Here is a 23,880-nt window from a genome sequence, read left to right on the forward strand (position 1 = left end):
ACAGAGTAACTACAAAGGCTGCCGAGCATATCGGCAGCCTTTTGTTGGTAACTTGGTGATCTTTCTTTTCAAGGATTTGTTTAGAAATCAGCTGTAAACATATTTTTTAAGATGTGTAGGTTCTTCCAAGGCCAAGTTGTGTAAGCAACTGCCTATAGGCAATTGAAGTGCGATCAGCTGGAATATGGGCTTCGGCCATCAAATCGAGTGGTAGATCTTCTGGTGTTTGGGATTCAACCATTTCTCGATCTTCCTGAAAAACTTGCAAATTAAATTTAATCGTATCTTCAATCGGAAGATCTTTATCAAAATTCCGTGAGATTGGACAAAATAAACGAGTGTAACGTGCTGAGACTGGAGTTGCACAGTTCAAAATCATGAGCTTGCCGTCATTTGGGAAATGTACAGTTAGTGAGGCCGCGAAAGGTGCAAATACACGAAACGCGCGAAGCCACATGAATCCTTCAGGAGCGGGATTATCTTGGCCTTTACCGTAATTGCTGACGGTGCTCCAATAGTCTGCCTGAAGCTGATTCCCGTCGCGCGTTACTTTGTATTGTGGGACTTCTGTGTTATTGCGGTCTCCGAACGTCTCCGTATGCACGTATGCAAAATGTGAAACATCTAAAAATCCTTCCATTTGGCGTCCTGCCGAACCGGCAATATCAAAGCTTGGAGGTAATATATTAATAAAATCCGGATCGTCCCACCCAGAGAACGGCGGAATTTGTTCGTCTACAGCGGCTAAAGATGTCCAGATCAGCCCATATCTCTCAATAACCGGATACATGATTAATTTGAGTTTGGGCGATATTTTGGAGTCAGAATGGGCTGGAACGGCAGTGCATATCCCTTCGCAGTTATATCGAAAACCATGGTAAGGACATACGATTTCATCGTTTTCAATCCAACCCTTGCTCAGAGGTGCTCCACGGTGAAAGCAGAGATCACGAGCAATTACGACTTTGCCGTGGCTGCTGCGGTAACAAACGAGCTTTACATCAAGCAGCTTCACAGCAACTGGTTTATTTGTTACTTCTTCAGCAATGGCCACAGGATACCAGAACTGAGAAAGAACATTCCAATCATTTAGAGTAAATGTACAATCACGAGGGTATTGCAATGCGGATTCAACATGCGAGTTTGACTTATTCATACACAATCGCTCCTTTAGAATGAATGATTAGGCTAAACGCAATAAAACCCCAGGCTGAAGAGGCGCGTAGTGAAATAGATCTAATTTTTCTGAAATGAAAAAATTAGAGTATCTTCACTAACGGCCTCTTGTAGCCTGGGGCAATTTACGGTTGCCTGGTCGAGACGCTCACACCAATTTATGAGCTTATACAAGAGAAGTTCATGTTAGATTACTTAACATGAACTATGTGTTTATTTTATTCCGGAAGAAGCTTTTTGTCAATTCTGTTATTTAAGGAGTTATTCTAAGCAGAGCCATTCCAATTTATGTACAGCCTAAAAGGTCGCCAACAAAATCGTTTGAATAGCTGTCTTGCATTCCTAACCCTTTAATACCAATGGATTTATTATAATAAATGGCTCTATATTAGCAAAAAGATAAACCTGTAAAGCGGCGTCATGAAAGCTTTATTGCGCATTTCTTTTGGGAAATGACGTTTTATTATAGATAGAATGTCACATTAACCAAGGGTTGATTACCCCGTCAACTCGCCATATGCTTATCTTACACTCATGTTAGGAGGGATCATTATGGAATTATCAATTATGTCTTTTAATCTTCGTATCCATGTCGCTGAGGATGGGAAAAATGCTTGGCCTAACCGTGTCGAAGCGGCTGCAGAAGCGATTAAAGCGTATGGAGCTGCCGTTATATGCACGCAAGAAGGAAGCTTGCCTATGCTTGAGAGCTTGAATGCGCTGCTTCCCGAATATGAATGGATCGGGGAGGGCAGGCTCGGCGGCGAAGAGGGTGAGTTTTGCGCGATTTTCTTCCAGAAAGATAGGCTGAAGCCAATCGAAAGAGGCACATTCGGATTGTCCGAACGGCCGGATCAGCTTGGCTTTCAAAGCTGGAACACCGCTTGTCCGCGCATTTGCACTTGGGTGAGGCTGGGGCAAATCGACGGGCAGGAATATTTGATTCTGAATACACATCTGGATCACATAAGCGAGGAAGCAAGAATAAATGGAGCTATGCTCATCTTGGATAAGATGAATATTACCAGTGGAGCATCGGCGATTCTAACAGGTGATTTCAATTGTGAACCGGAAACCAAAACGATTCAAACTCTGATCCAAGCAGGGTTGCGTCATACATACACCAATCCTAATGTACATCCGGGCCGCACTTATCATGGTTTTGAGGGCGGCGAAGAAGGTGAACCGATCGATTATATATTCGTTACGCCGAATATTCGGATCGTGTCAGCGAATGTCGACAAGGGCAAGTACGATGGCAAATACCCATCAGATCATTATCCAATTACTGCTACTCTGCAGGTATAGCACACGAACAATTAAAGAGTGGATGGACGGGAAACAGCCCAAATCCATTCTTTTTTTATATCGCTCGCTAGGAAATCATCAGTTGAAATAGAAGACTGGCATAGTTTTACGGGTGGTGTTATATTTGCTGACAGATAGAGATGTAAAAAAATTCAAGTAGTAGATTGATGATTCGTCATTAAGTTATTTTAGGGCACTTATTAAACGCTTCGTTAAGCCTGAGAAAAATCTGTTGAGAAAAAGATGGAAATCTTGTAGTGTAAATAATACCATTTATCCAGCTACCAAATAATGAGTGGTTATTCAAAACTAATATCGATACCAGCGCATAGGAGGTGAAGTGGGACACGATGGATCTCCAATATGATCCGACTGTATGGCAAATTAGTTTATTTGAGATGACGCTACGACTATTATTGGCTTTAGTACTTGGCGGTTTGATTGGTCTAGAACGTGAGCTTGGCGGACATTCCGCGGGTTTCCGGACGCACATTTTGGTTTGTCTTGGTTCGGCAGTCATTGTATTGTTATCCATGTATGGATTTTCTGATTTCGCCGCAGAACCGAATGTTCGTTTAGATCCAGCTCGGTTGGCAGCTCAAGTAATCAGTGGCGTCGGTTTTCTCGGCGCGGGTACCATTATGCGAAATGGGTTTGGTGTTTCCGGATTGACTACGGCAGCCTCATTGTGGGTATCGGCAGCAATTGGACTTTCTGCAGGTGCAGGATTTTACTACGGCGCTGTCATAGCGACCTTCTTGGTGGTGGTGAGTTTGTTTTTATTGAACAAGGTTGAGAAACTTTTCTCCAGAACGAAAAAAGTACGCGAGTTGTTAATAAAAATGGATAAAACATCAGCTGGTCTTAATCTTGTTTTGATGCACTTGAATCAAAGCGGACTGCAAATCAGCAAGCTCACGATAAACAACGACGAAGAGGAGGAGCGGCTAAGTGATCGGCATTTAACGATTCGCATTCAGTTGAAATTAAAGAAAATAAAAAACTATGAGGTATCTATCGCAGCGTTAGCTCATATGGATGGGGTAGTAAGCTTAGAAACGGAAGGCGTCTCGGCCTAATTTGAAAGCGGAATCATTTTAATTTTAGAAAGAGGAGACATGGCATGCATAACACGATGGTAGCAGCCCATACGGGATGTGGTGTTTATCCAGATAACACAATGGCATCATTTGAAGAAGGCATTAAATTCGGTGCAGATATCGTAGAAGTCGATGTGCGCATAACCCAAGATGGTATTGCTATCCTTTTGCATGATGATTCACCTTATCTTCACTCACACACCTTCGAACAGTTGAATAATCCGGATATACGGCCGCTGCTCGATCCGATTTATAAAGATCATGAAATTGCGACGTTGGAACAAGTGCTTCAACTTTCGGCTTCGCTAGGAATCAAATTGAATTTGGATATAAAAACGGTAGATGCTATTGAACCGACGGTTAGGCTAATTCACCAGTTTGAAGCGCAAAATCGGGTTTTCATTACGGGATGTTCCGATAACATTACGATAAGATACCCGGATATTCAAGTCATGCTGAATACACCGGACGATTTGTCTTTGGAACAAATGGAGCGATATGGCGACTTCGCGGAGGCTGTTTGCAGGGAAGCTAAGCAAGCTGGATACGCAGGGCTCAATATGAATGGCTTTACTTGTCTTCCGCCTATCGTAATTCGAGCGCACGCTTTAGGTTTAAAGGTATGGGTTTATACAGTGAACTTTCGCTCAGCAATGGAATGGTTTCTGAGGATGAAAGTTGACGCCATTACTACCCGTGCACCCATAGATCTAATCGCACTAAAAAAAGAATGAAATTAACTGTAGCCAAGTGAAAAAAAGTTTGGTATAATCCGTTCATGGTAAGCGCTTACTTAAAGAGGCGCACTTTATTTTAATCTTCATGGTATCGCTTCCAGAAAAAGCAGTTTCAGATTAATACGCTCATAGTCAACATGGAAGAAGGTGAATTTTGTTGCAGCTCTTGATACCAATGAGTGAATGAATCTTAACAAAATATTTACCTATAGATAACAAATAATGGTTTAATAAACAAGTTTTTGTTAATACAATCGGTTTAGGATGCAAAATTATTATTCGGATAAGAGGGTGATTGGTTAAAATTTATGTATTTGAAATTTTATATGGTATCGCTTCCAGACAGTAATCAGAAAGAAGGTGACTTTCAACTTATGAAGCAAATGACCGTACCAATGAAACGGAAAAACAGTGGCATCGCTTTATGGAGAAAAATGTTGGCTCACAAATATTTATATTTCATGTTGTTGCCATGTGTTGTATTCTTCATCATTTTCAACTATATTCCGATGGCCGGCTTGTTGTTAGCCTTCAAGGAATACAAGTTCAATGAGGGCATCTTAGGAAGCCCATGGGTTGGCCTTGATTATTTCAAGCAATTTTTTAATTCCTATCAAAGCGGAGAGTTGATTAAAAACACACTCATCATAAGTTGTATGAAATTGTTTCTATACTTGCCGTTTCCGATTATTCTTGCACTTATGTTTAATGAAGTTCGCTCAAAATGGTTCAAAAATGTTTCTCAGAGCTTGCTGTATTTGCCGCACTTCCTCTCGTGGGTTGTCGTCATCGGCTTAGTTCAACGTATACTCGCTCCCGATACTGGCTTGTTGAATCAGGTAATCACGAATATGGGCGGCGACGGAAGTACATTTTTTATGATGGATTCGGATTACTTCTACCAGATTATGTTCGGAAGCCATGTATGGAAGTCTATTGGTTGGGATTCGATCATCTATGTCGCAGCGATCTCAGGAATTAATCCCGAAATGTACGAAGCGGCTAAAATTGATGGGGCAAGCAAATTCCGAGAGGTTTGGAATATTACGCTGCCGTCCATCACACCGACAATTGTAATCCTCTTTATATTGTCTCTGGGCAGTATATTATCCGCTGGGTTCGACCAGATTTATTTGCTCAAAACACCGGGTAATGCACCGCTCTCTGATATTTTGGACACTTACATTATCCGAGTTGGCTTGCAAGGCGGTCAGTACGGATACGCGACAGCCGTGGGCATGCTGCAAGGATTAATTGGATTGATCTTGGTTGTATTCGCAAACCGAGTTTCCCGAAAGGTTTCTGAAACATCCTTATGGTAGCTTTGTTCTGATAACGTTACCATAGTTGCTATGCGAAAAGGTTTGCATGACCATCCACTTGGTGGGAGACGTCTTCTGGCGTGTTTCATAAAATCATTTTAGAAAAGGGGAACAATCGCATGAGTAAGAAATGGGCAAAGTATTTCGCAATACCTTTGGTGACAGCGCTTCTGATCGCCGGCTGCTCGAATGGCAACAAGAACAATAATGAAACACCTGCTCCTGGCGGCACAGATGGGGTTTCACCTACAACGGAAGGGAAACCGGCTACATGGATTGCTGACCGTAAAATCAAAGGTCTTGTATTCATGGGGACCGACGATTACACAGAAGATATGAACCCGGAAATTAAAGCGAAGATAAAGGAGCAAACGGGGATCGACTTTGAAATTGAAATCATGAAAGCCGAAAAATCCATCGATGGCTTGATTGCAGGCATCGCTGCAAACGACTTGCCGGATTTCGTTGCTTTCTACCTCAATAACAGTGGTAGACCGGAAATGCCCGTTGTCTTGAAAGCGGCACGCGAAGGTATGTTCACTGATTTGACTCCGCTTATGAAAGATACGAAAGTGTACAGCAAATATTTGCAAGATGACTATTTGCCGCTTGATACGAAATACGGCGTAATGTTCCGTCCTGAGTTTAACGGCTCTTCTTACTTCGTTCATATGAATATCAATCGACAAGGCGGTTATCTATCTAACAAATACGTAGGCGGCGCTTATATCCGTAAAGATATTGCTGACTCACTAGGAATCGACCCGCGCACAATCAAGACGTCGGATGAAGTGTATGAGCTGGCTAAGAAAATTAAAGCGGGTAACTTCAAAGACAACAATGGCAGTCCAGTAATTCCAATCGGTCCATCTTTTTGGGGTGGTAAAGATGTTTCAGCTGCTTTCAAGGATCTGCAGTGGGGCGAAGACGACCAACGCATCAAAAAATCGAAAGACGGTCAAATCCTTCATGAAGCAGAAACCGAATATCCGATGAAAAAAGTAGAGTATTTCCAAAAGCTGCTTAAAGAAAAACTTATTCATCCCGAGTACTTTACAATTGACGAAAGCCGCGCAACAGAGGGCGCTTTGAATGGCTCATGGGCGATTATCGGTGATGCCCACAACTATCAAGAGTTCAACCAAGATATGCATTACCTCCCGCTTGGACCAATTAACAACGTAGACGGCCCTTACCAAATGCAGGTTAGCTTTAAGTCCGGCTACAGCGCTTGGGCGATCCCGACTACTACGAAAAACCCGCAAGAGATTGTTAAATTTGCGGACTACTTAGCTAGTAAGGAAGGAAAACTTATTTGGAAATACGGTTTGGAGGGCCGCGATTATACGCTCGGCGCAGACGGTTTTCCACTTGTGAAACAAGAAGTGTTGGATCTGAAAGCAACAGATCCGAACGAAGCGAAAAAGCTCGGATTCCAAGGCGTCGGCAACTCATGGGGCGATATTCTAGGCGGCACGGACACCGATAACTTGGCTGATTTCGGGGAAATGCAGTATGGCGACAAATTGAAAAAAGAAGACAATAACGGTGCTCTAAAACTAATCGAATATTGGAACTTTGAGGAAAAGTACAAAAATGCGAAGATCGTTGACAGCTACGTACCTACTGCGTTCCTCGGTGAATTCGACAGATCTTCAGAACTTAAAGCGGCTTTGGATGCTTACAATGAAACTTTGATCCGCGCTTATTACGGCAAGAGTCTTGATGAAGCTAAGAAAATGTTGGAAAGCAACTTGAAACAATTGAAATCAGCAGGATTGGACGATTATTTGAAGCTTCTCGCAGAAAAAGATGCCGATCCAAAAACGGACGTAAACCTGAACGATTAGAGAATAGGTTCAACATTTAGAAGCAGAAAATTAGTGGAAGAGGTAAGGCGATTTTATCCGCAGCTGGGTAAAAACGCCTTTCCTTCAACGGAGGAGGGAGAAAGTGGGAAACGAATTTTATAAGCTCAGCACGGGTGAAAGAATTTTCAGAGTCATTAACTACTTGCTTCTAATCGCGCTGTGTTTATCGATCATTCTACCTTTTTTTAATATTTTTGCACTTGCTTTTAATCCCGGTAAAGACGCGGAAAGAGGCGGCATTTACTTCTGGCCGAGGATTTGGTCCTTGGAAAACTTCCAAAAAGCGTTTGAAACGTCCAATATTACAACTGCTTTTGGGATTTCAGTCTTCCGAACGGTCGTAGGAACGATCTCAAGTGTTTTTCTGACTGCAGCAGCAGCTTATGCATTAAAGAGCAAAACGTTGCCTGGCGGGAAATACATCATGATGATCATTTTCTTCACCATGTTGTTTGGAGGGGGAATCATTCCCTATTACATGCTGCTTAAGTCCATTCATTTGACGAATAATATTTGGGTTTACGTCATTCCAAGCTTATATAGCGTATGGAACATCATCATAATGCGAACATTTTTTCAACAAATTCATCCGAGTTTGGAAGAATCGGCGCGAATTGATGGGTATAACGACTTTTCGATCTTCTTGCGCGTTATTATGCCGCTCAGTCGGCCGGTTATAGCGGTTATTGGCTTGTTTAACGCCGTTGGCCATTGGAACGATTGGTTCACTGGTGCATTTTATATTCGAAAATCGTCTTTGCGCCCGCTGTCCACGCTTCTACAAGAAATGTTGATGAGTGCGGAAGCGATGCGGGATACGCTCAATCAGGCTGCCGGACTTAGATACGATTTGATCGAAAAAATGCAGGTTACAGGAAACTCGCTTAAAATGGCAACGATCATTATCGTCGTCACGCCGATTATTCTTATCTATCCATTTGTGCAGCGCTATTTTACCAAGGGCATTATGATCGGATCGATTAAAGAGTAAATCAGCCTAGGAGAGGATGGGGGAAAAATGAAAATAGTGAATTCATACGTAGAGTCGGGGACTTGGTTTAAAGGAAGCTTTCATAATCACACGACGAACAGCGATGGTTGGTTTTCGCTCGAAACGGTTTACAAAATGTACGGTGGATACGATTTTCTCGGTATTTCTGACCACGATAAAATTACGAAACACGAAGGCAAAAGAGAGATACCGAATGTTTTCGAAGCCATAGAAGTCAGCAGTCGGCAAACACATATGCTGCTCGTGAAACCGCCGCAAATGATTATGGAAAACTACAGCAATGCATTTACGATTGAGAACTATCAACGCTTTGTGGATCTAACAACGACGAATGATGGATTTGCAGTGCTCGTGCATCCGAATCGGTATTTCTCGAATTTTTGGGAACTAGAAGATATGTTTAAGATGGAACGTTATCTTGGGGTTGAAGTCTATAACGGGGACGGCAATCCGGAGTACGATATCGCGTTCGACAAGTGGGATGCTCTTCTATCCGCCGGTCGTAAATTGTGGGGTTTCGGAAATGACGACTCGCATGTATATGGACAAGAAAAGCGCGCTTGGAACGTGGTCAGAGCAAAGGCAAATACGAACGATGCTATCATTGATGCGATCAAAGAAGGCAACTTTTATGTATCAACGGGGTATGGGTTTGATGCGATCAGAGTAGAAGGCAACAAGGTTGTTGTTGATCTTCGTTCTAATGATATGCTTGATAAAATGTACAAATACGTCACGTTTTTCGGTAAAGACGGACAGGTGCTTAAAGAAACAACAGGACGAATCAAGCAAGCTGAATATGAGTGTAATGGAGACGAAAAATACGTCCGTATAGCCGTTTATTTGGAAGGCGGGTATTCCGCTTTTTCTCAGCCGTTATTTATTGAAGATTAATCAGGTTTTAGGTCGAGGAGGAGTTATGGTGGAGCACAGCAAGTTAAGATTCCGATCAGACGGGACATTTACGATCATTCAATTTACCGATATGCATATCAAGAATGGAATTGAACCTGATAAGGATGTTCAAACGTTAGCTGTTATTCAGCAGCTGATTGCGTCGCAAAAGCCCGATTTGATCGTCCTTACTGGCGATGTCATATCCAGCTATGATACAGAGGATCAAGAAGCAGCATTTCGCCGTGCGATTGCGGATGTTGTCCAGTCTGGCATTCCGTTCGCTGTCATTTATGGCAATCACGACACAGAGAAAGGTATTACGCGTCAACGATTGAATGAAGTTTTAAAGGAATATAGTAATAACTTATCTGAGGATGGTCCTAAGGACATCCATGGAGTGGGGAATTATGCACTGACTGTTGCGGGTTCTGCGAGTGAAGAAGATACGGCTGTTCTGTACTTTTTTGATTCCGGGGATTCAGCACCAGAATCCGTTGGTGGATATGAATGGATACATCCAGATCAGGTTCACTGGTATTGCAGCGAATCGAATAAGCTTGCTCAGAAGAATGGCAGCGCATTGCCTGGACTCGCTTTTTTCCATATTCCAATTCCAGAATATGAGCAAGTCTGGCAGGAAGGCAAATGTATAGGCAATAAAGGCGAGGAGGTCTGCTGTCCGAAATTGAACAGCGGTTTATTCACGGCAATGCTGGAGCAGGGTGATGTCATGGGGACTTTTGCCGGACATGATCATGATAATGATTACGTAGGAGAGCTTCATGGCATCCGATTGTGTTATGGACGTGCCACGGGCTTCAACACATACGGAGAGCTTGATCGTGGAGCAAGAATCATTACGTTATTCGAAGGAAAACGGGAGTTCGATACAAGGATAGAAATAGCGAAATTGAACTAAGTTGATGAGGATTAGTCTCTCAGCTGAATGATACTTAAGAATAAATGATGAGAAAGTTTGTCGAAGTTGAAGTATATCTTATATAATTCTAATATATGAACGAAATATACTTCCACGAAGGGTGAATAATGTGCAACCAAAAATCAAAGATGTGGCCCGGGTAGCAGGAGTTTCGGTTACGACTGTGTCCAGAGTGCTAAATGGCGAGAGGTATGTGAAAGACGATCTCAAGGAAAAGGTGAATCAAGCCATCGATCAATTGGGATACGCTCCAAGCCATATCGCCCGAAGCTTGGTACGCAACAAAACGAATCTCATTGGGGTAATTGTGCCAGACCTTACCTCAAGCTTCTATTCGACAATTTTAAGCAGCATCGAAGAAGCGGCTAGCACTAATGATTATAACCTTTTGGTATGCAATATCATCGAGGATATAGATAAAGAATTAAAGTATATCAATGTGTTTCAGGAAATGCGGGTAGAAGGTATCATTATTATGCATGAGAAAATTAATGAGGAAATCCGTGCTTTGATTCATAAGATGAACATTCCCGTTATTTTTTCTAGTGTTAAACCGATGGACCAGGAGTTCGCTTCTGTAATTATTGATGACTACAAAGCTGCTTACGATGCGACAAAATATTTGATTGAGCTTGGCCATGAGGAAATCGGGTTTATCGGCGGCGACATGCGCGATATTACATCGGGACAAAACCGTTATAGCGGATATCGAAATGCATTGTCAGACCATTCCATTAAAATCATATATGAAAATATCCGGTTCGGTGATTATAAAGTGAAAAGTGGATACGAGCAAATGAAGGATATTCTTCGCAATAAACAAACGCCTACGGCTGTATTTGCCGTAAGTGATGATATGGCTGTTGGAGCGATGAACTGCATTTGGGATCATAACCTTCGAGTTCCAGAGGATATTTCCATTATGGGCTTTGACGGAAGTCAACTGACCGAGCTTGCCCGTCCGAGGTTAACCTCAATGGAGCAGCCTATTCAAGACATGGGCAAAGTGACGATGGCAGCGCTGTTGAAACAGATTACGAATAAGGAAACGTCAAACGAGGATATTATCTTGGAGCATAAACTAGTTGTCCGTGAAAGCTGTATAAGAAGAGATTCATAAGGATTAAAGAGCACAGCACATCAGTGCATATCGGAAATAGATGGAGATGAGGCACCATTGAAAAATTACGATGTCATCGTGATTGGAGACGCGAATATTGATTTAGTTGTTGAGGGCTGCAACGAGCTGCCAGCACCCGGACAAGAGGTATTTGTTCGAAATATGACCATCCACGTCGGCGGAGGGGCAGCTTTGTTTAGTTTGGCAACAGCCAAGCTAGGTTTGAAGGTTGCCTTTAACGGGGTTCTAGGTGACGACGGATTTGGTCAGCTTATAAAAGATCAATTTTCTCGATATGGAATCGATACCAGATATATTAAAAAGAGCAGCAGCAATACAGGAATTTCCATTGCAATTAATCCGGAAAATGATCGTTCATTTATTACGTATGCAGGGTCAAACGCCGAGCTAAGCTTGCAGCAGCTTGACATGAATAGTGTTTTATTAGGACGTCATGTTCATTTGACTTGTTATAAGGGAAGCCGCAATCATGCTGAATTTTTGGAAACCGTAAAAAAACTTAAAGCACTAGGCGTAACGACCTCTATTGATATGGGGTGGGATGACACTGGGGAATGGTATCCTGGCATTTTTGAATTAATGAAGGATATCGACGTTTTTTTCATGAACGAAACCGAAGCTATACACTATACCGGTTGTACAACGGTAGAAGAAAGTCTTGAAGTTCTTTCTAAACACAGCAGCCATATCGTGCTCAAATTGGGTTCGAAAGGTGCGGTGACATCAGTAGGCGGGCAGCAGTCCTATCGTTCGAGCTTCTCCGTCCAAGTCGTCGACACGACTGGAGCGGGTGATTCTTTTAATGCCGGTTATATTTATGGATATTTGGCAGGGAAAAATCCAGAGGAATGTTTGATATATGGAAATGCTTGCGGCGCACTGTCTGTAAGTGAATATGGTGGAAATACAGGGACGACAAACATAGAGCTGCTAGAGAAATTTATCGCAGATCGAATTGGAGAAACAAAAGAAACGCTGGAAACCACACTATGAATCTAATGATTCATAGTGATGGTTTATGTATGAGACTATAAGCAGGTTTTAGGAGAGTGGACATCATACAAGTCGAGAAACTGAACGCAAATCTCGTAAAGCTGAAAACTCGTGTGTCGGATGGGCAATGGGGCAAACGCATCGTTGCGGAATTGGAATATGCGAATCGCGTCTCAAAGGTGATGGGAGGTCAGTATGATGATCTGATCGATCCCGTTGTTATCGATCTGCTGAATACATTAGATCAAGAAGGCATCATCGGGGAGCAAACGGTTCGCAGTGCAGAGCAGCGGTTGTCTGAAATGGCAGCAGCAGCGAAGTCGTACCATTTGATTTGTGCTGCTCATGCCCACTTGGATATGAATTTTCTTTGGGGCTGGGATGAGACGGTGTCCGCGACTCTTAACACGTTCCGAACAATGCTGGATCTGCTGCAGGAGTATCCTGATTTTCGCTTTTCCCATTCTCAAGCAGCAGCCTATCATATTGTTGAAACCTATGATCCTGAAATGCTAGAAGAAATAAAAGTCCGTGTACAAGAAGGACGATGGGAAGTAACGGCATCAACTTGGGTTGAAGCGGATAAGAACATGCCAAACGGTGAAAGTATGACTCGGCAGTTCTTATATGCCAAAAACTATCTTACACAGTTGTTCGGATTGCAGTTGGATGATTTGCAAATCGATTTTGAGCCGGACACTTTCGGTCATGCGCTTAATGTGCCGGAAACATTGCATCACGCGGGCATCAAATATTATTACTATTGCCGCGGTCATAACCATGAGGGACATCACCTCTATCGCTGGATGGCGCCCTCAGGGAGATCGGTAATCGCATATAAAGAGCCCCATTGGTACGATTCCCGCATTGAGGGTGAAATGGTGCTTACGGTGCCGGAGTTTTGTGAGAAAACAGGCTTGAATACGATGATGAAAGTATATGGGGTAGGTGATCATGGCGGCGGTCCGACGCGGCGTGACATAGAGCGCATACTTGATATGAAGGAATGGCCGATTTTTCCGACCATTCGCTTCGGAAAGTACGCAGAATACTTCGCGTTAACAGAGCAAATAGCCGATCAACTTCCGATTGTGCAAAACGAGCTGAACTTTATTTTTACAGGGTGTTACAGCTCGGAAGCACGTTTGAAACAAGCGAACCGAGTTTCGGAAAACCTGCTGTATGAAGCGGAAGCATTGTCTAGTGTGTCCGCGCTTTGGACTTCGTCCAAGTATTATGGCAAGCAATTAGAAGACGCTTGGAGAAAAACTTTATTTAATCAATTTCATGATATTTTGCCGGGAACAGGCATTCCAGAAACGCGTGATCATGCACTTGGAGCGTTTCAAGAAATATCGGCCATGGCTAATAGCAAACGAAGCGCTGCTATGCGCAGTCTTGCTGCGCGCATCGATACCTCACGTTTTCTTGTTGAGGGCGAGGATTTGAAAGAAAGCTTTTCCGAAGGAGCAGGCGCTGGAGTCGGTGTCAGCATAAAGCATCAGTTTCGAACGGGTGAAAGTGACCGCGGACGCGGGAAAACACGGATATTTAATGTGTTCAACAGTGCTCCAACCGCACGTAAAGAATTAGCCGAGATTACCATTTGGGATTGGGATGGAAATATCCAAAGCATCGGTTTCGAAGATGACGAAGGAAATCCGCTTGATTTTCAATTTGTGGATCGTGGATTTGCCGAGCATTGGGGGCACTTTTTCTTGCGTGTATTATTGCCTGTAAAAGTTCCAGCATTAGGATACAGCACCTATATCATGACGGAAAAAGCAGGAGATATGGCAGCTCTTACGGCAAATGATTTCTATCTCACGGGTCAAAACCTTCCGCCTGTGGAACTGTATACGTTTGTGCTCGAGAACGAGCTGTTAAAGGCAGTTCTTGATGTGCGAAAGCTTACGATTATTTCATTAATCAATAAAGAGAATGGACAGCAGCTTATCGATAGCAGCCGACCCGCAGGCGTATTCCGATTCATCGAGGAGGATACTTTTCAAGGAGGTGGCAATGCATGGCTGGTAGGTCGATACCGCAAAATTGAAGAGCTCACTGAAGGCATCAAAATCGAAAGCAGTGAGTTAGGCAGCAAGCTGCTGAGGCAATCCATTACGTTCAGCGTCCCGTTTCGAAGATCGAAATTGCAAGTTACGGTATCTCTGGATCAGGGCAGCAGCAGGCTCGATTACAATGTGGAATGTGATTGGCATGAGTACGGGAATGAAAAGGAATTTACGCCGCAGTTACAGTTTTATGCGCCTTTTGGTTATGAAAGCGATTCCTATCGATACAATATGGCTTTCGGTACGATTGAACGACCTTCACTCGACTTAGACGTACCTGCCAACAGTTGGGCTCTCGGGGTTCCTTCGAACCATGAGAAGAGTAGAGCAATTATGCTTCTATCGGATTGTAAATATGGTTTCCGAGGTACGGATCGAGCACTTTCCGTCACACTGCTGCGGGGCTCTTATGGCCCGGATGCTTATCCGAATACAGGGGTTCATCGCATTCGTTTAAGTATTTGTGTAGTTGATGCTTCTAAAAACCAGCAATTGATTGAACAATCCTCCCATTATCATCTTCCGCTGCAGTACATCTCAGCGGCTGCGAGTAATGGAGATTGGCCGACAACACAAAGCTTCTTGCAATTAATTGAAGGTACGATTGCCATATCTGCGATCAAGATGCCTGAGGACAATCAAGCTGTTAATCGTTTGATTATTCGCGTGTATGAAACCGAAGGAAACACATCCTCGGTAAAGCTGGAGTTATGCCGCAAGGTGAGCAAATCTTATTTTGTCGATACGTTAGAACGTCCTCTAGTTGAAGGGGAAGTATTCATTAATGAATCACAAATAGGTTTTGAGGTTATGGCTTTTGGCGTCGCGAGCCTATGTATTGAATTTGAACAATAAGGAGGGTTGTCCTGTGAGTATCGATCAGCAAGCAGAAAAGAATACACAAACCTTAATTTATCCGGTTTATGAACATAATGTAGAACGGATTCTGGATCTGCCGCGAGTCCGGCATCTGTTCGATGTGTCGGTATTGAGACCACATATGGGCGCCAAAGATGCAATAACGTGGTTCTATGGTCGTCTAGGACAACCGGATGTTGTTATCGTAGGTATGGGTAATGCCTCGCTAATTCACCCTGTTCGGATTAGGGAAGCAGCCGGCAACACGGGAAGAGCAGCAGCCAAAGAGAAATGTGGTCGTGTGCATGTTTCTTTTCAAGCGTTGTGGGATGCCAATATAGCATCCGATCAAGAAGCAGAAGCAATCTCGGCATGGGTGGAAGGTTGGAAACTGGGTACGTATTCCTTCGATAAATATAAGACGAAGTCAGATAAGCTGGAAATCCCGATCCTTTCTTTCGATGGACAGACCGGTTTGGAGATCCAGGAGGCTATTCGCCAAGGGGAAATTCATGCTGAAGGTACGATCTGGGCGCGCGATCTTGCGAATGAACCAGCCAACTATTTGCGCCCGTTAGTACTAACGGACAAAGTGATGGAGCGTTTTGCCGGAACTGGTGTGGAGATTAATGTCTATACTGGCGAGGAGTTGGAGAAGCAAGGTTTTGCCGGCGTAATAGCGGTTGGTAAAGGAAGTGCATATTCGCCTGCATTTATCGAACTTCGATATTGTACGGATGCGTCAAAACCGCTTACAGCTCTAATTGGCAAAGGAATTACGTTCGACACCGGGGGAATCAGCCTTAAAAAAGATTACGATATTAGCAGTATGAGGATGGATATGGCCGGAGCGGCAGGTGTGCTTGGAGCGCTGGATATCGTCGTTAAGAGCGGTGCGTCCGCCAACATAGCGGTGTTGGTGCCGACTGCAGAGAACGTTATATCAGGGAACAGCTTGCTGCCAAGCGATGTGATAAGATACGCGAACGGCCTTACTGTTCAAGTAGGCAATACCGATTCGGAAGGCCGACTCATACTCGCTGATGCGTTGATCCATGCTCATCGAATAGGGGCAGTGGAAGCGATCGATATGGCGACGTTAACTTACGCTGTCGTCGGCGCACTAGGAACGAAGATTGCAGGTATACTCGGCGACGACGAGTTAGTGGGGTTGTGTAAAAATGCAGGTGAGCCGTTTGGCGAGAAAGTATGGCAGCTGCCACTCCTAGATGAATACGAATCGTATCTGGATAGCACATATGCCGATGTCTGCAATATTAGCAGCGGTGATGGCGGAGGTGCGATTTCAGCGGCACTGTTCTTACGCAAGTTTGTCCATCCTTCATTGAAATGGGCACATATCGACATGAATGGTCCAAAAGATTCATCCTCCGCGAGTGGCCAGCAGGCTATCGGTGCGACTGGTTTCGGCGCGAGAATGTTGGCTTCGTTTGTGATGTCGAGATAAAAAGGAGGGTAATCCTCCTCTTTATTTATATTTTGTAAACGCAAACAAATACATATATAACATTAAACAACAGGTGGGTGAGCGTTGAATTTATTATTCTATCAAATGAATGTAGGAGGTTATTTATGTTACTTATGAGAAATAAGAGATTGGTTAGCATGATTTTGGTTATGAGTTTGTGGATTAGCTGTATCAGTATCGGTTTTCCTCATGCTATTGCTTATGCTGATGATAGCAGTCAACCTACGACGATTTCCGGTTTAGTTGGTGAATGGAAATTTGATGAAGTGTCGAAGGATGGCATATCTCCGGACACGTTGAAGCGGAACAATGCTATCCTTACCGATGCTGCAATAGGAAGCGGCAAGGTAGGAAGAGCTTTATTGTTAAATGGTTATCTTAGTTACGCGACTGTACCGAATCAGAATTTAATAAATACAGGCAGCGATTTCTCCATGAGCCTGCTTGTCAATTTCAATTCAACCTATACAAACAGAGACGTTGTTATTGTTCAGCAGCAAGGTGAGGGCGGAGAAACACTGCTATCACGCAGAGCAGATGGTAGATTACAATCCTCTCTTGGCGGAAAAACGACTATCGGAGCAACATTAATTGAGCCTAAAAAGTGGTACCATGTTGCCATTAGCAGAGAGGGTGACCAGGTTAAGCTTTATGTCAATGGTGCGTTCGAAGCTGCTACGGACGATACGTTATTAGTATCGAATAGTGGTGATTTTCGGATTGGAGCTGACCGAGAGCCGGAAGTGACAAATGCGTGGCCGGGGCTCATCGACGAATTCAAAATTTATGACAAGGCGCTGACAGATGAGGAAATGAAACAGGTTCCGGGTTTTAATTGGCCTATTATTTCGTTAAACGGTCATTCGGAATTGAGTTTATCTTTGAACGATACCTATGTGGAGAGCGGAGCACAAGCATTCGATTCAAAGGACGGAGATATTACGGCCGATATTCAAACGACTGGTCTTGTCGATACGAGTAAAGGCGGCATCTACAAGGTGAACTATACAGTAACTAACCAAGCAGGAGATTCGGTTACCAAAGTGAGGACTGTAACTGTTATTCCACCAAAAACGTTATCTCGCGCGAGCAGAGTTTTAATTGATAAGGGGCTGCAAATGCAGACGTGGATGACAACGGATCAATCAGGTCGGAAATACGCTAATGCAGAGGAATGGAAAAACAGTCATTTTACTACGGCTACCTATTACGAATATCCGGGCTATAACCAAACGTTCCATAACCAGGTGCCAGAAGCACAATGGTCGTTTGTAAAAGGGGCATTCGGAGATGGCTTGGGAGGCGGCCCGAAAGAAAAAGATATGACGGGATTTCTGAGTGATGCGCAAAAAGCTAATGTAGATAAGCTGATTACGATATCATTTGGAGATGAAGAAAACTACAACAATGCGATCTTGAAAACCTTTACGGATTGGTTCAAGCTAAGCCACAAACTTTATCCGGATGTCCTCGCTCACAGCAACCAACAATCGCGTCAATGGCAAAGGGACGATTATGAAACGTACATTCGTACGGCCGAACCTGACCTGCTCACTTTCGACGATTATTTATTCTCAACGAGAGGCTCGGACAACAATCTATTTACAACAATCGTCAATAACATTAATGACCAAAGAACGATTGCACTGAAAGGATATGACGGAACCGGGCAAAGTCCGATCGCTTTCGGGCAATATTTGCTTGGCTTTAAGACAGGTGAGATTCCTGCAGATGTAGGTCCATATATTATAACTGAATCTCAAATATATGGCGTTCCGTTCGCCACATTGACGATGGGCGGCAAATGGCTCAGCATGTTCCGCTGGGAGTATGACAGCAACACTTTCTTGTTTTTTGACAAGGACGGTAAACCTACAAAGCAATATGAGCAATATGCCGAAATGGCAAGGCAAATAAACAACCTTGGACCGCATCTTGTACGGCTCAATAGCACAGATGTCTCTATTTTGCCGGGGCAGCATAAGGATTCAAACGGAAGAATCGTTAAAAACCTAACACCTAGAGAAACACCAATATTTGATAAGAATACTCAGCTAAAGCATCCTTATTTAAGGAGCGTAGTTTCGAAAAACTCCAGCGTTCAAGGTGGACTTAATGGCGATGTAATGCTTGGTTTTTTTGAACCTCTGCCAGATACAGAGTCGTTTTTCAACTCCACAGACATGGAATATTTTATGGTTATGAATGGACTGACATTAGGTAACGGCAAAACGGTGGATCAGCACGGAGAGGGTGCAGATACGGAACAGACGATTACGGTGCAATTAAATCTAGCAAAATACAATAAGGATGCGATTAAGAGAGTAAGTAGACTTACAGGAGATCTGGAACCTGTTGAATTGACGCCAATTGGCGGAAACCTCTATCAACTAGAAGTCGTCCTTAACGGGGGAGTAGCGGATTTATTCCAATTGGATAAAACAAAAGTAAATCTTGACTACATTGCTGCGAATGCTATAAGCCTTCCAGAGACACTTACAATGGATGTAGGAGATACGGAAGCAATAGAAGCGGTTGTTTTACCAGCAGGAGCGACCGAGAAGAGTGTTAATTGGTACACATCGAATGAGCAGATCGCGACAGTAGACAACAATGGAAAAGTAACTGCAATAGCTGGAGGGAAAGCAGTTATTACGGCAATTAGTGTTGATGGCAACAAAAAGGCAACCACTAGCATCACGGTTACTAGTGACGTTGTTCCTGTAACTGGCATTAAGGTTTCCCCCTCAACCGGAACGCTCTATACGAATGATACGATGAAGCTGACTGCTGAGATCTTACCAAGCAATGCAACGAACAAAGCATATGAATGGTTCAGCAGCAACGCTGATGTAGCTGCCGTGGATCAGAGCGGTAAGGTATTTGCGAAATTACCGGGCTCTGCTGAGATTTCGGCCAGAACATTAGACGGAGGATTTGTCGCTAAAAGTACAATAACGGTGTTGGATGCAAACAGCGAAGCGTCATTGTCGGAGTTAGTCGTTAGTGGAGGAAAAGAGAACATTGTTTTTCATAGCGAAATCTACGATTATACAACAAGGGTTAATACAAAAGTAGATGCCATTACGATTCAGCCACGGCTGAAAAACAAAAAAGGCACGATGACAGTTAACGATATTCCTGTCGTCAGCGGACAGAAGATTACAGCGAAGCTGCCGATGGGCAATAGTAAGATCGTATTCGTTACCAAAGCAGCGGATGGCATGACAACAAAAACCTATACGCTAACGGTAAAACGAAACAAGAATGTAGCGCTTGAAGCTACGGTTGTAAGTGCGACATATTTGAATAAAGATGGAGAGCCAGCTAACTTAATTAGAAATGATTACGATAACTCAAGTGAGCATTCTCCGCTCAAGTTTGCTGACGGGGATGAGGAGACGTATTTCCAAAGTGCTGCTATTACAAACCTGAACCCAAAAGGTGAGTTTAATCCTGCGCATCGGATTATGCTGCAATGGGACGACGATAATCTTCAAGATTTTAATAAACTAGTTCTTGTCGTCAATAATGCACAGCAGCAAGGTATAACCGTCATCGATACTGAAACTTCTGTAAATGGCACCACATGGCAGGAGCTTAATGCTAAAGCCTATAAACCGACATGGCAGACAGATAGTCCAGACATTTACGAGAGTGTAACCATTGATCTTCCCAATTATAAGGAATATTACGGTGAAGGTTATAAAGGGTTGAAAGGCATTTATTTGCTGCTATGGGCAGCGAATTTAAATGCCGATCATAAATATGCGATCAGCGAGTTTGAGCTTTACAATGAGCAGGAGGCAGCAGAGCCTGTTGAACTGACTTTAGGCGAAATACCTGGCACTGATCCTGAGAATTCCGTAATTGCTGATTGGGTATTTTCCCAAGCAAATGTGCAGCCCGGAACATCTATCGAAGCAGGCAATTTGGTTATAAAAGATAGGAGCGGCATGGGCAATGATCTTAAAATGGCCGTTGCTGGAACTCCGGGAGACAATAGGCTGTCATTTACTGAAGACGGTGCTCTTGATTTTGCAAATGATAAAAAAGATGGCCAATATTTGACGACAGTAGCAGGCGCACCAATCAATAGGGAAAGCTTCGATAAAGGTTTTACGATTGAGGCAGAGTTTAAGCTTGGCTCCAGAATTAATAACTGGATGGGAATTTTGACCCGTCAAGGGAATAACACTTTTGATCCAGGGGAACAGGAGCCGCTATCAACGCTCTCCATTTCAAGCATTCGCGAAGTTCAATGGGCAAGTACGCATGGGAACTCGAGCTCGAACGAGATCCAATCGAACTGGTCGAACTCACTTTCAGCTATTAAAGCTTGGGCACAGTCAGATGGCTATACACACGTTGCAATTGTGAATGATGGCTCAAAGACTCGATTATTCCTAAATGGTGTAGAATCCATTCGCAATCCTGAAACGGACGAAATCATAAATGGAATCGCAGCCGAAGCGGGCATGGGGTGGAATGTCGGAGCTTATGAGTGGGATAAAGCGCCAAGCAGTCTCTTTTTAGGGAAAATCAAACATATCAGGGTCTCCAGTAAAGCTTTGGAGAATGACCAATTCATTAAAACGGAGTTCAATTATAAGGTAGATTACGGGACTAATAATGATCTTCCGATGTTTGCACAAGATACGTATACGTTTGCGATCATTCCAGATCCACAGTATGTGGTGCAATCCAAACCGGAAATTCTTGAGAAGCAGCTACAGTTTATTGCAGACAATTATGTTAGCAAGAATATTGCGATGACTGTAAATGTTGGCGACACGACACAAAGCAGTGCAGCCAAGGAATGGGCTTCTGCCGATAAGGCCTATAAGATTTTAGATCAAGCTAATGTGCCTTATATTGTTACTCGCGGCAATCACGATTTGAATGGCTCTGGCTATCTGGATACCATGGGCCCCAATAGATTTGCTGGCACGGAACATTTCAAGGGCGCTTCGCCTTCGGGATTAAGCACCTACTCGATCATTACAGCCGGCAGCTACAAGTATATGTTCCTTGCGGTAGACTCAGTGGGGAACAATTCGAGTAATACAAAAGAAAGAGACTGGGCCAAAACGGTGCTTAATGAGAACCCGAAAATGCCAACCGTCATCTTCTCGCATAATATTATGACGATCGATGGGAATGGCCAAGTAAGCGAAGGCGGTCAGGGCAGCTTATTTTGGCGAGACCTTGTCGAGAACTATGATCAAGTATTCATGATGGTAGGCGGACATATTAGCGGTGCTGGTCTGAATGTGAAGAAGAAGGCTAATGGAAATGAAGTCTTGCAAGTGTTAACTGACTATCAATCGGATATCGCTGGCGGCAACGGTTGGACATCTTTTTTTGAATTTGATGAAAAGTCAAAGGAGATTCGTGTGAAGACGTTCTCGCCATATGTTGATAGCATTCCGGTAGGGGAGCGTTCATACCTGGACACGAAATTCTTGATTGGTCCCGGAGATATGTACAACATTCCCTTTGATTTCAGCAGCAGATTTCGTTTTGCAAAAAATGATGTCGTTGATGTCGTCACTCCCGACGTGACAAACGACAAAGGTTTAATTAACTTAGTGCCTAAAGTTGATGCTAGAACGGGAGAAGCAAAGGCCGTGGTTGAAGAGCGAGACTGGAACAAAGCGCTTAGCACATCTTCAGCTGATGATGATGGTGTGAAAACGGTTAAAGTCGAGGTGCAGAAAGCGGATAAAGCAAAAGCGTATGTCGTTGAGCTTCCGAAAGCAGCACTCCATTCTGATCTAGCGACGCATTTGATCGAGATAACGACTGCAATTGGAACAATAACGATACCTGCCAATATGCTAAGCGGACAGGATTTGTCCGGAGCGAAGACGGTTGCGCTAGTTATTGCGAGCGTAGATAAAACATCGCTTGATCCAGCTTTACAGGAACAGATTGGCGATAGACCAATTATTGAGGTTGATGTGTATATCGATGGAGCTAAGGTTGCTTGGAGCAATCCACACGCTCGAGTGAAAATTTCAGTTCCATATACAGCATCGGATGCCGAGTTAGCCGATTCGGAGCATATTGTAGCAGGGTACATTAATAACATTGGTAAAGTGATCACAGTACCGAACAGCAAATATGAGCCAATTACAAAAACGGTTGCTTTTACGACAACTCATTTCAGCAAATATGCGGTCATGTTTGTTCATAAAACATTCGATGATCTCGAGAACGTGAAATGGGCTAAAAAGCAAATCGAAGTGCTGGCATCCAAAGGAATTATTAATGGCACGTCTGTAACAAAATACAATCCTTCAGCCACTATAACAAGAGCGGACTTTATCGTCCTGCTTGTTAAGGCGCTTGAATTAACAGCTCCAATCGATACGAATTTCGACGACGTCAGTTTTTCTTCCTATTATTATAATGAAGTGATGATCGCCAAAAAGCTTGGCATTACTAATGGCAGCGGAGACAATAAATTTAATCCGCTTCAACCGATTACGAGACAGGACGCGTTCGTTCTACTCCACAAATCGATGAAGGCTGCCGGTATGAAGCTGAACGAAGGCACGTCAGCTGGGCTGGATCGTTTTAACGACAAAGCAAAAGTTGCGAGCTATGCGATGGAAAGCTTGACGGCGTTGATTGAAAATGGAATTCTCAAAGGAAATGGGAATTCCATTCTTCCGCTGGCTCCACTTTCTAGAGCAGAATCGGCTGTAATCTTGTATAACATGATCAATAAATAATGAATGGGGGAGTGCCGCTCGAGCTCAACAGGGCGGCTTTTCCTTTTTTGCAAGGACTGAATATGCACAGTACTTCATGTTTAATGAAAGGGTTTTCAACATTTTCGGATTAGTTGAGGAAAGTAATTTTTAGAGGCTATTGTAAAACGGGGTAGAATCTATTATACTGACTTCAATTACCGTATGGTAGCGATTCCAGAAAACATGATTGTCCTTTTATG

At 43.5% G+C, this 23,880-nt stretch carries 14 protein-coding genes and 1 riboswitch; of the genes, 13 read left to right on the plus strand and 1 reads right to left on the minus strand.

The window, feature by feature from the left end; translation table 11 throughout:
- Window positions 1-106: 106 nt before the first annotated feature.
- Window positions 107-1,156, minus strand: coding sequence for an aromatic ring-hydroxylating oxygenase subunit alpha (locus BK120_RS00730; RefSeq protein WP_076265564.1), 1,050 nt, complete (start codon window positions 1,154-1,156; stop codon window positions 107-109).
- Between the two features lie 111 nt (window positions 1,157-1,267).
- A riboswitch (purine riboswitch) is annotated at window positions 1,268-1,370 on the minus strand.
- 358 nt (window positions 1,371-1,728) lie between these two features.
- Between BK120_RS00730 and BK120_RS00735 the strand changes: the two genes are divergently transcribed.
- The 13 genes from BK120_RS00735 (at window position 1,729) to BK120_RS00795 (ending at window position 23,659) form a co-directional block, all read left to right on the plus strand.
- Window positions 1,729-2,484 carry an endonuclease/exonuclease/phosphatase family protein gene (locus BK120_RS00735; RefSeq protein ID WP_076265565.1) on the plus strand — a complete coding sequence of 252 codons (756 nt, stop codon included), beginning with the start codon at window positions 1,729-1,731 and terminating at the stop codon, window positions 2,482-2,484.
- Between the two features lie 350 nt (window positions 2,485-2,834).
- A complete protein-coding gene (locus tag BK120_RS00740; RefSeq protein ID WP_076265566.1) occupies window positions 2,835-3,563 on the plus strand; it encodes an MgtC/SapB family protein in 729 nt (242 codons plus the stop codon).
- A 44-nt stretch (window positions 3,564-3,607) separates the two neighbouring features.
- Window positions 3,608-4,318 carry a glycerophosphodiester phosphodiesterase gene (locus BK120_RS00745; protein WP_076265567.1) on the plus strand — a complete coding sequence of 237 codons (711 nt, stop codon included), beginning with the start codon at window positions 3,608-3,610 and terminating at the stop codon, window positions 4,316-4,318.
- A gap of 377 nt (window positions 4,319-4,695) precedes the next feature.
- Window positions 4,696-5,643, plus strand: a complete 948-nt coding sequence (locus tag BK120_RS00750; RefSeq protein WP_076266080.1) for an ABC transporter permease — start codon at window positions 4,696-4,698, stop codon at window positions 5,641-5,643.
- Window positions 5,644-5,762: 119 nt separating this feature from the next.
- On the plus strand, window positions 5,763-7,493 hold the full coding sequence (locus BK120_RS00755) for an extracellular solute-binding protein (protein WP_076265568.1): 1,731 nt from the start codon (window positions 5,763-5,765) through the stop codon (window positions 7,491-7,493).
- Between the two features lie 103 nt (window positions 7,494-7,596).
- Window positions 7,597-8,505: a carbohydrate ABC transporter permease gene (locus BK120_RS00760; RefSeq protein ID WP_076265569.1), complete on the plus strand. Its 909-nt coding sequence runs from the start codon at window positions 7,597-7,599 to the stop codon at window positions 8,503-8,505.
- A gap of 27 nt (window positions 8,506-8,532) precedes the next feature.
- On the plus strand, window positions 8,533-9,420 hold the full coding sequence (locus BK120_RS00765) for a CehA/McbA family metallohydrolase domain-containing protein (RefSeq protein ID WP_076265570.1): 888 nt from the start codon (window positions 8,533-8,535) through the stop codon (window positions 9,418-9,420).
- Between the two features lie 25 nt (window positions 9,421-9,445).
- The gene (locus BK120_RS00770) at window positions 9,446-10,342 is read left to right on the plus strand and encodes a metallophosphoesterase family protein (protein WP_076265571.1); all 897 of its coding nucleotides are present in this window, start codon (window positions 9,446-9,448) and stop codon (window positions 10,340-10,342) included.
- A 130-nt stretch (window positions 10,343-10,472) separates the two neighbouring features.
- A complete protein-coding gene (locus BK120_RS00775) occupies window positions 10,473-11,483 on the plus strand; it encodes a LacI family DNA-binding transcriptional regulator (protein WP_076265572.1) in 1,011 nt (336 codons plus the stop codon).
- A gap of 57 nt (window positions 11,484-11,540) precedes the next feature.
- Window positions 11,541-12,497, plus strand: a complete 957-nt coding sequence (locus BK120_RS00780; protein ID WP_076265573.1) for a carbohydrate kinase family protein — start codon at window positions 11,541-11,543, stop codon at window positions 12,495-12,497.
- A 56-nt stretch (window positions 12,498-12,553) separates the two neighbouring features.
- Complete coding sequence (locus BK120_RS00785; RefSeq protein ID WP_256710746.1) at window positions 12,554-15,427, plus strand: alpha-mannosidase; 2,874 nt, start codon at window positions 12,554-12,556, stop codon at window positions 15,425-15,427.
- A 13-nt stretch (window positions 15,428-15,440) separates the two neighbouring features.
- A complete protein-coding gene (locus BK120_RS00790; RefSeq protein WP_076265574.1) occupies window positions 15,441-16,898 on the plus strand; it encodes a leucyl aminopeptidase family protein in 1,458 nt (485 codons plus the stop codon).
- Between the two features lie 125 nt (window positions 16,899-17,023).
- Window positions 17,024-23,659, plus strand: a complete 6,636-nt coding sequence (locus tag BK120_RS00795; protein ID WP_076265575.1) for a LamG-like jellyroll fold domain-containing protein — start codon at window positions 17,024-17,026, stop codon at window positions 23,657-23,659.
- The last annotated feature ends 221 nt before the right edge of the window (window positions 23,660-23,880 follow it).

The organism is Paenibacillus sp. FSL A5-0031, assembly GCF_001956295.1.
Taxonomy (GTDB): domain Bacteria; phylum Bacillota; class Bacilli; order Paenibacillales; family Paenibacillaceae; genus Pristimantibacillus.

Excerpts from the sequence above, each read along its gene's own strand:
- BK120_RS00730 (WP_076265564.1), bottom strand. The coding sequence starts at position 1,156 with ATGAATAAGTCAAACTCGCATGTTGAATCCGCATTGCAATACCCTCGT.
- BK120_RS00735 (WP_076265565.1), top strand. The coding sequence starts at position 1,729 with ATGGAATTATCAATTATGTCTTTTAATCTTCGTATCCATGTCGCTGAG.
- BK120_RS00740 (WP_076265566.1), top strand. The coding sequence starts at position 2,835 with ATGGATCTCCAATATGATCCGACTGTATGGCAAATTAGTTTATTTGAG.
- BK120_RS00745 (WP_076265567.1), top strand. The coding sequence starts at position 3,608 with ATGCATAACACGATGGTAGCAGCCCATACGGGATGTGGTGTTTATCCA.
- BK120_RS00750 (WP_076266080.1), top strand. The coding sequence starts at position 4,696 with ATGAAGCAAATGACCGTACCAATGAAACGGAAAAACAGTGGCATCGCT.
- BK120_RS00755 (WP_076265568.1), top strand. The coding sequence starts at position 5,763 with ATGAGTAAGAAATGGGCAAAGTATTTCGCAATACCTTTGGTGACAGCG.
- BK120_RS00765 (WP_076265570.1), top strand. The coding sequence starts at position 8,533 with ATGAAAATAGTGAATTCATACGTAGAGTCGGGGACTTGGTTTAAAGGA.
- BK120_RS00770 (WP_076265571.1), top strand. The coding sequence starts at position 9,446 with ATGGTGGAGCACAGCAAGTTAAGATTCCGATCAGACGGGACATTTACG.
- BK120_RS00795 (WP_076265575.1), top strand. The coding sequence starts at position 17,024 with ATGTTACTTATGAGAAATAAGAGATTGGTTAGCATGATTTTGGTTATG.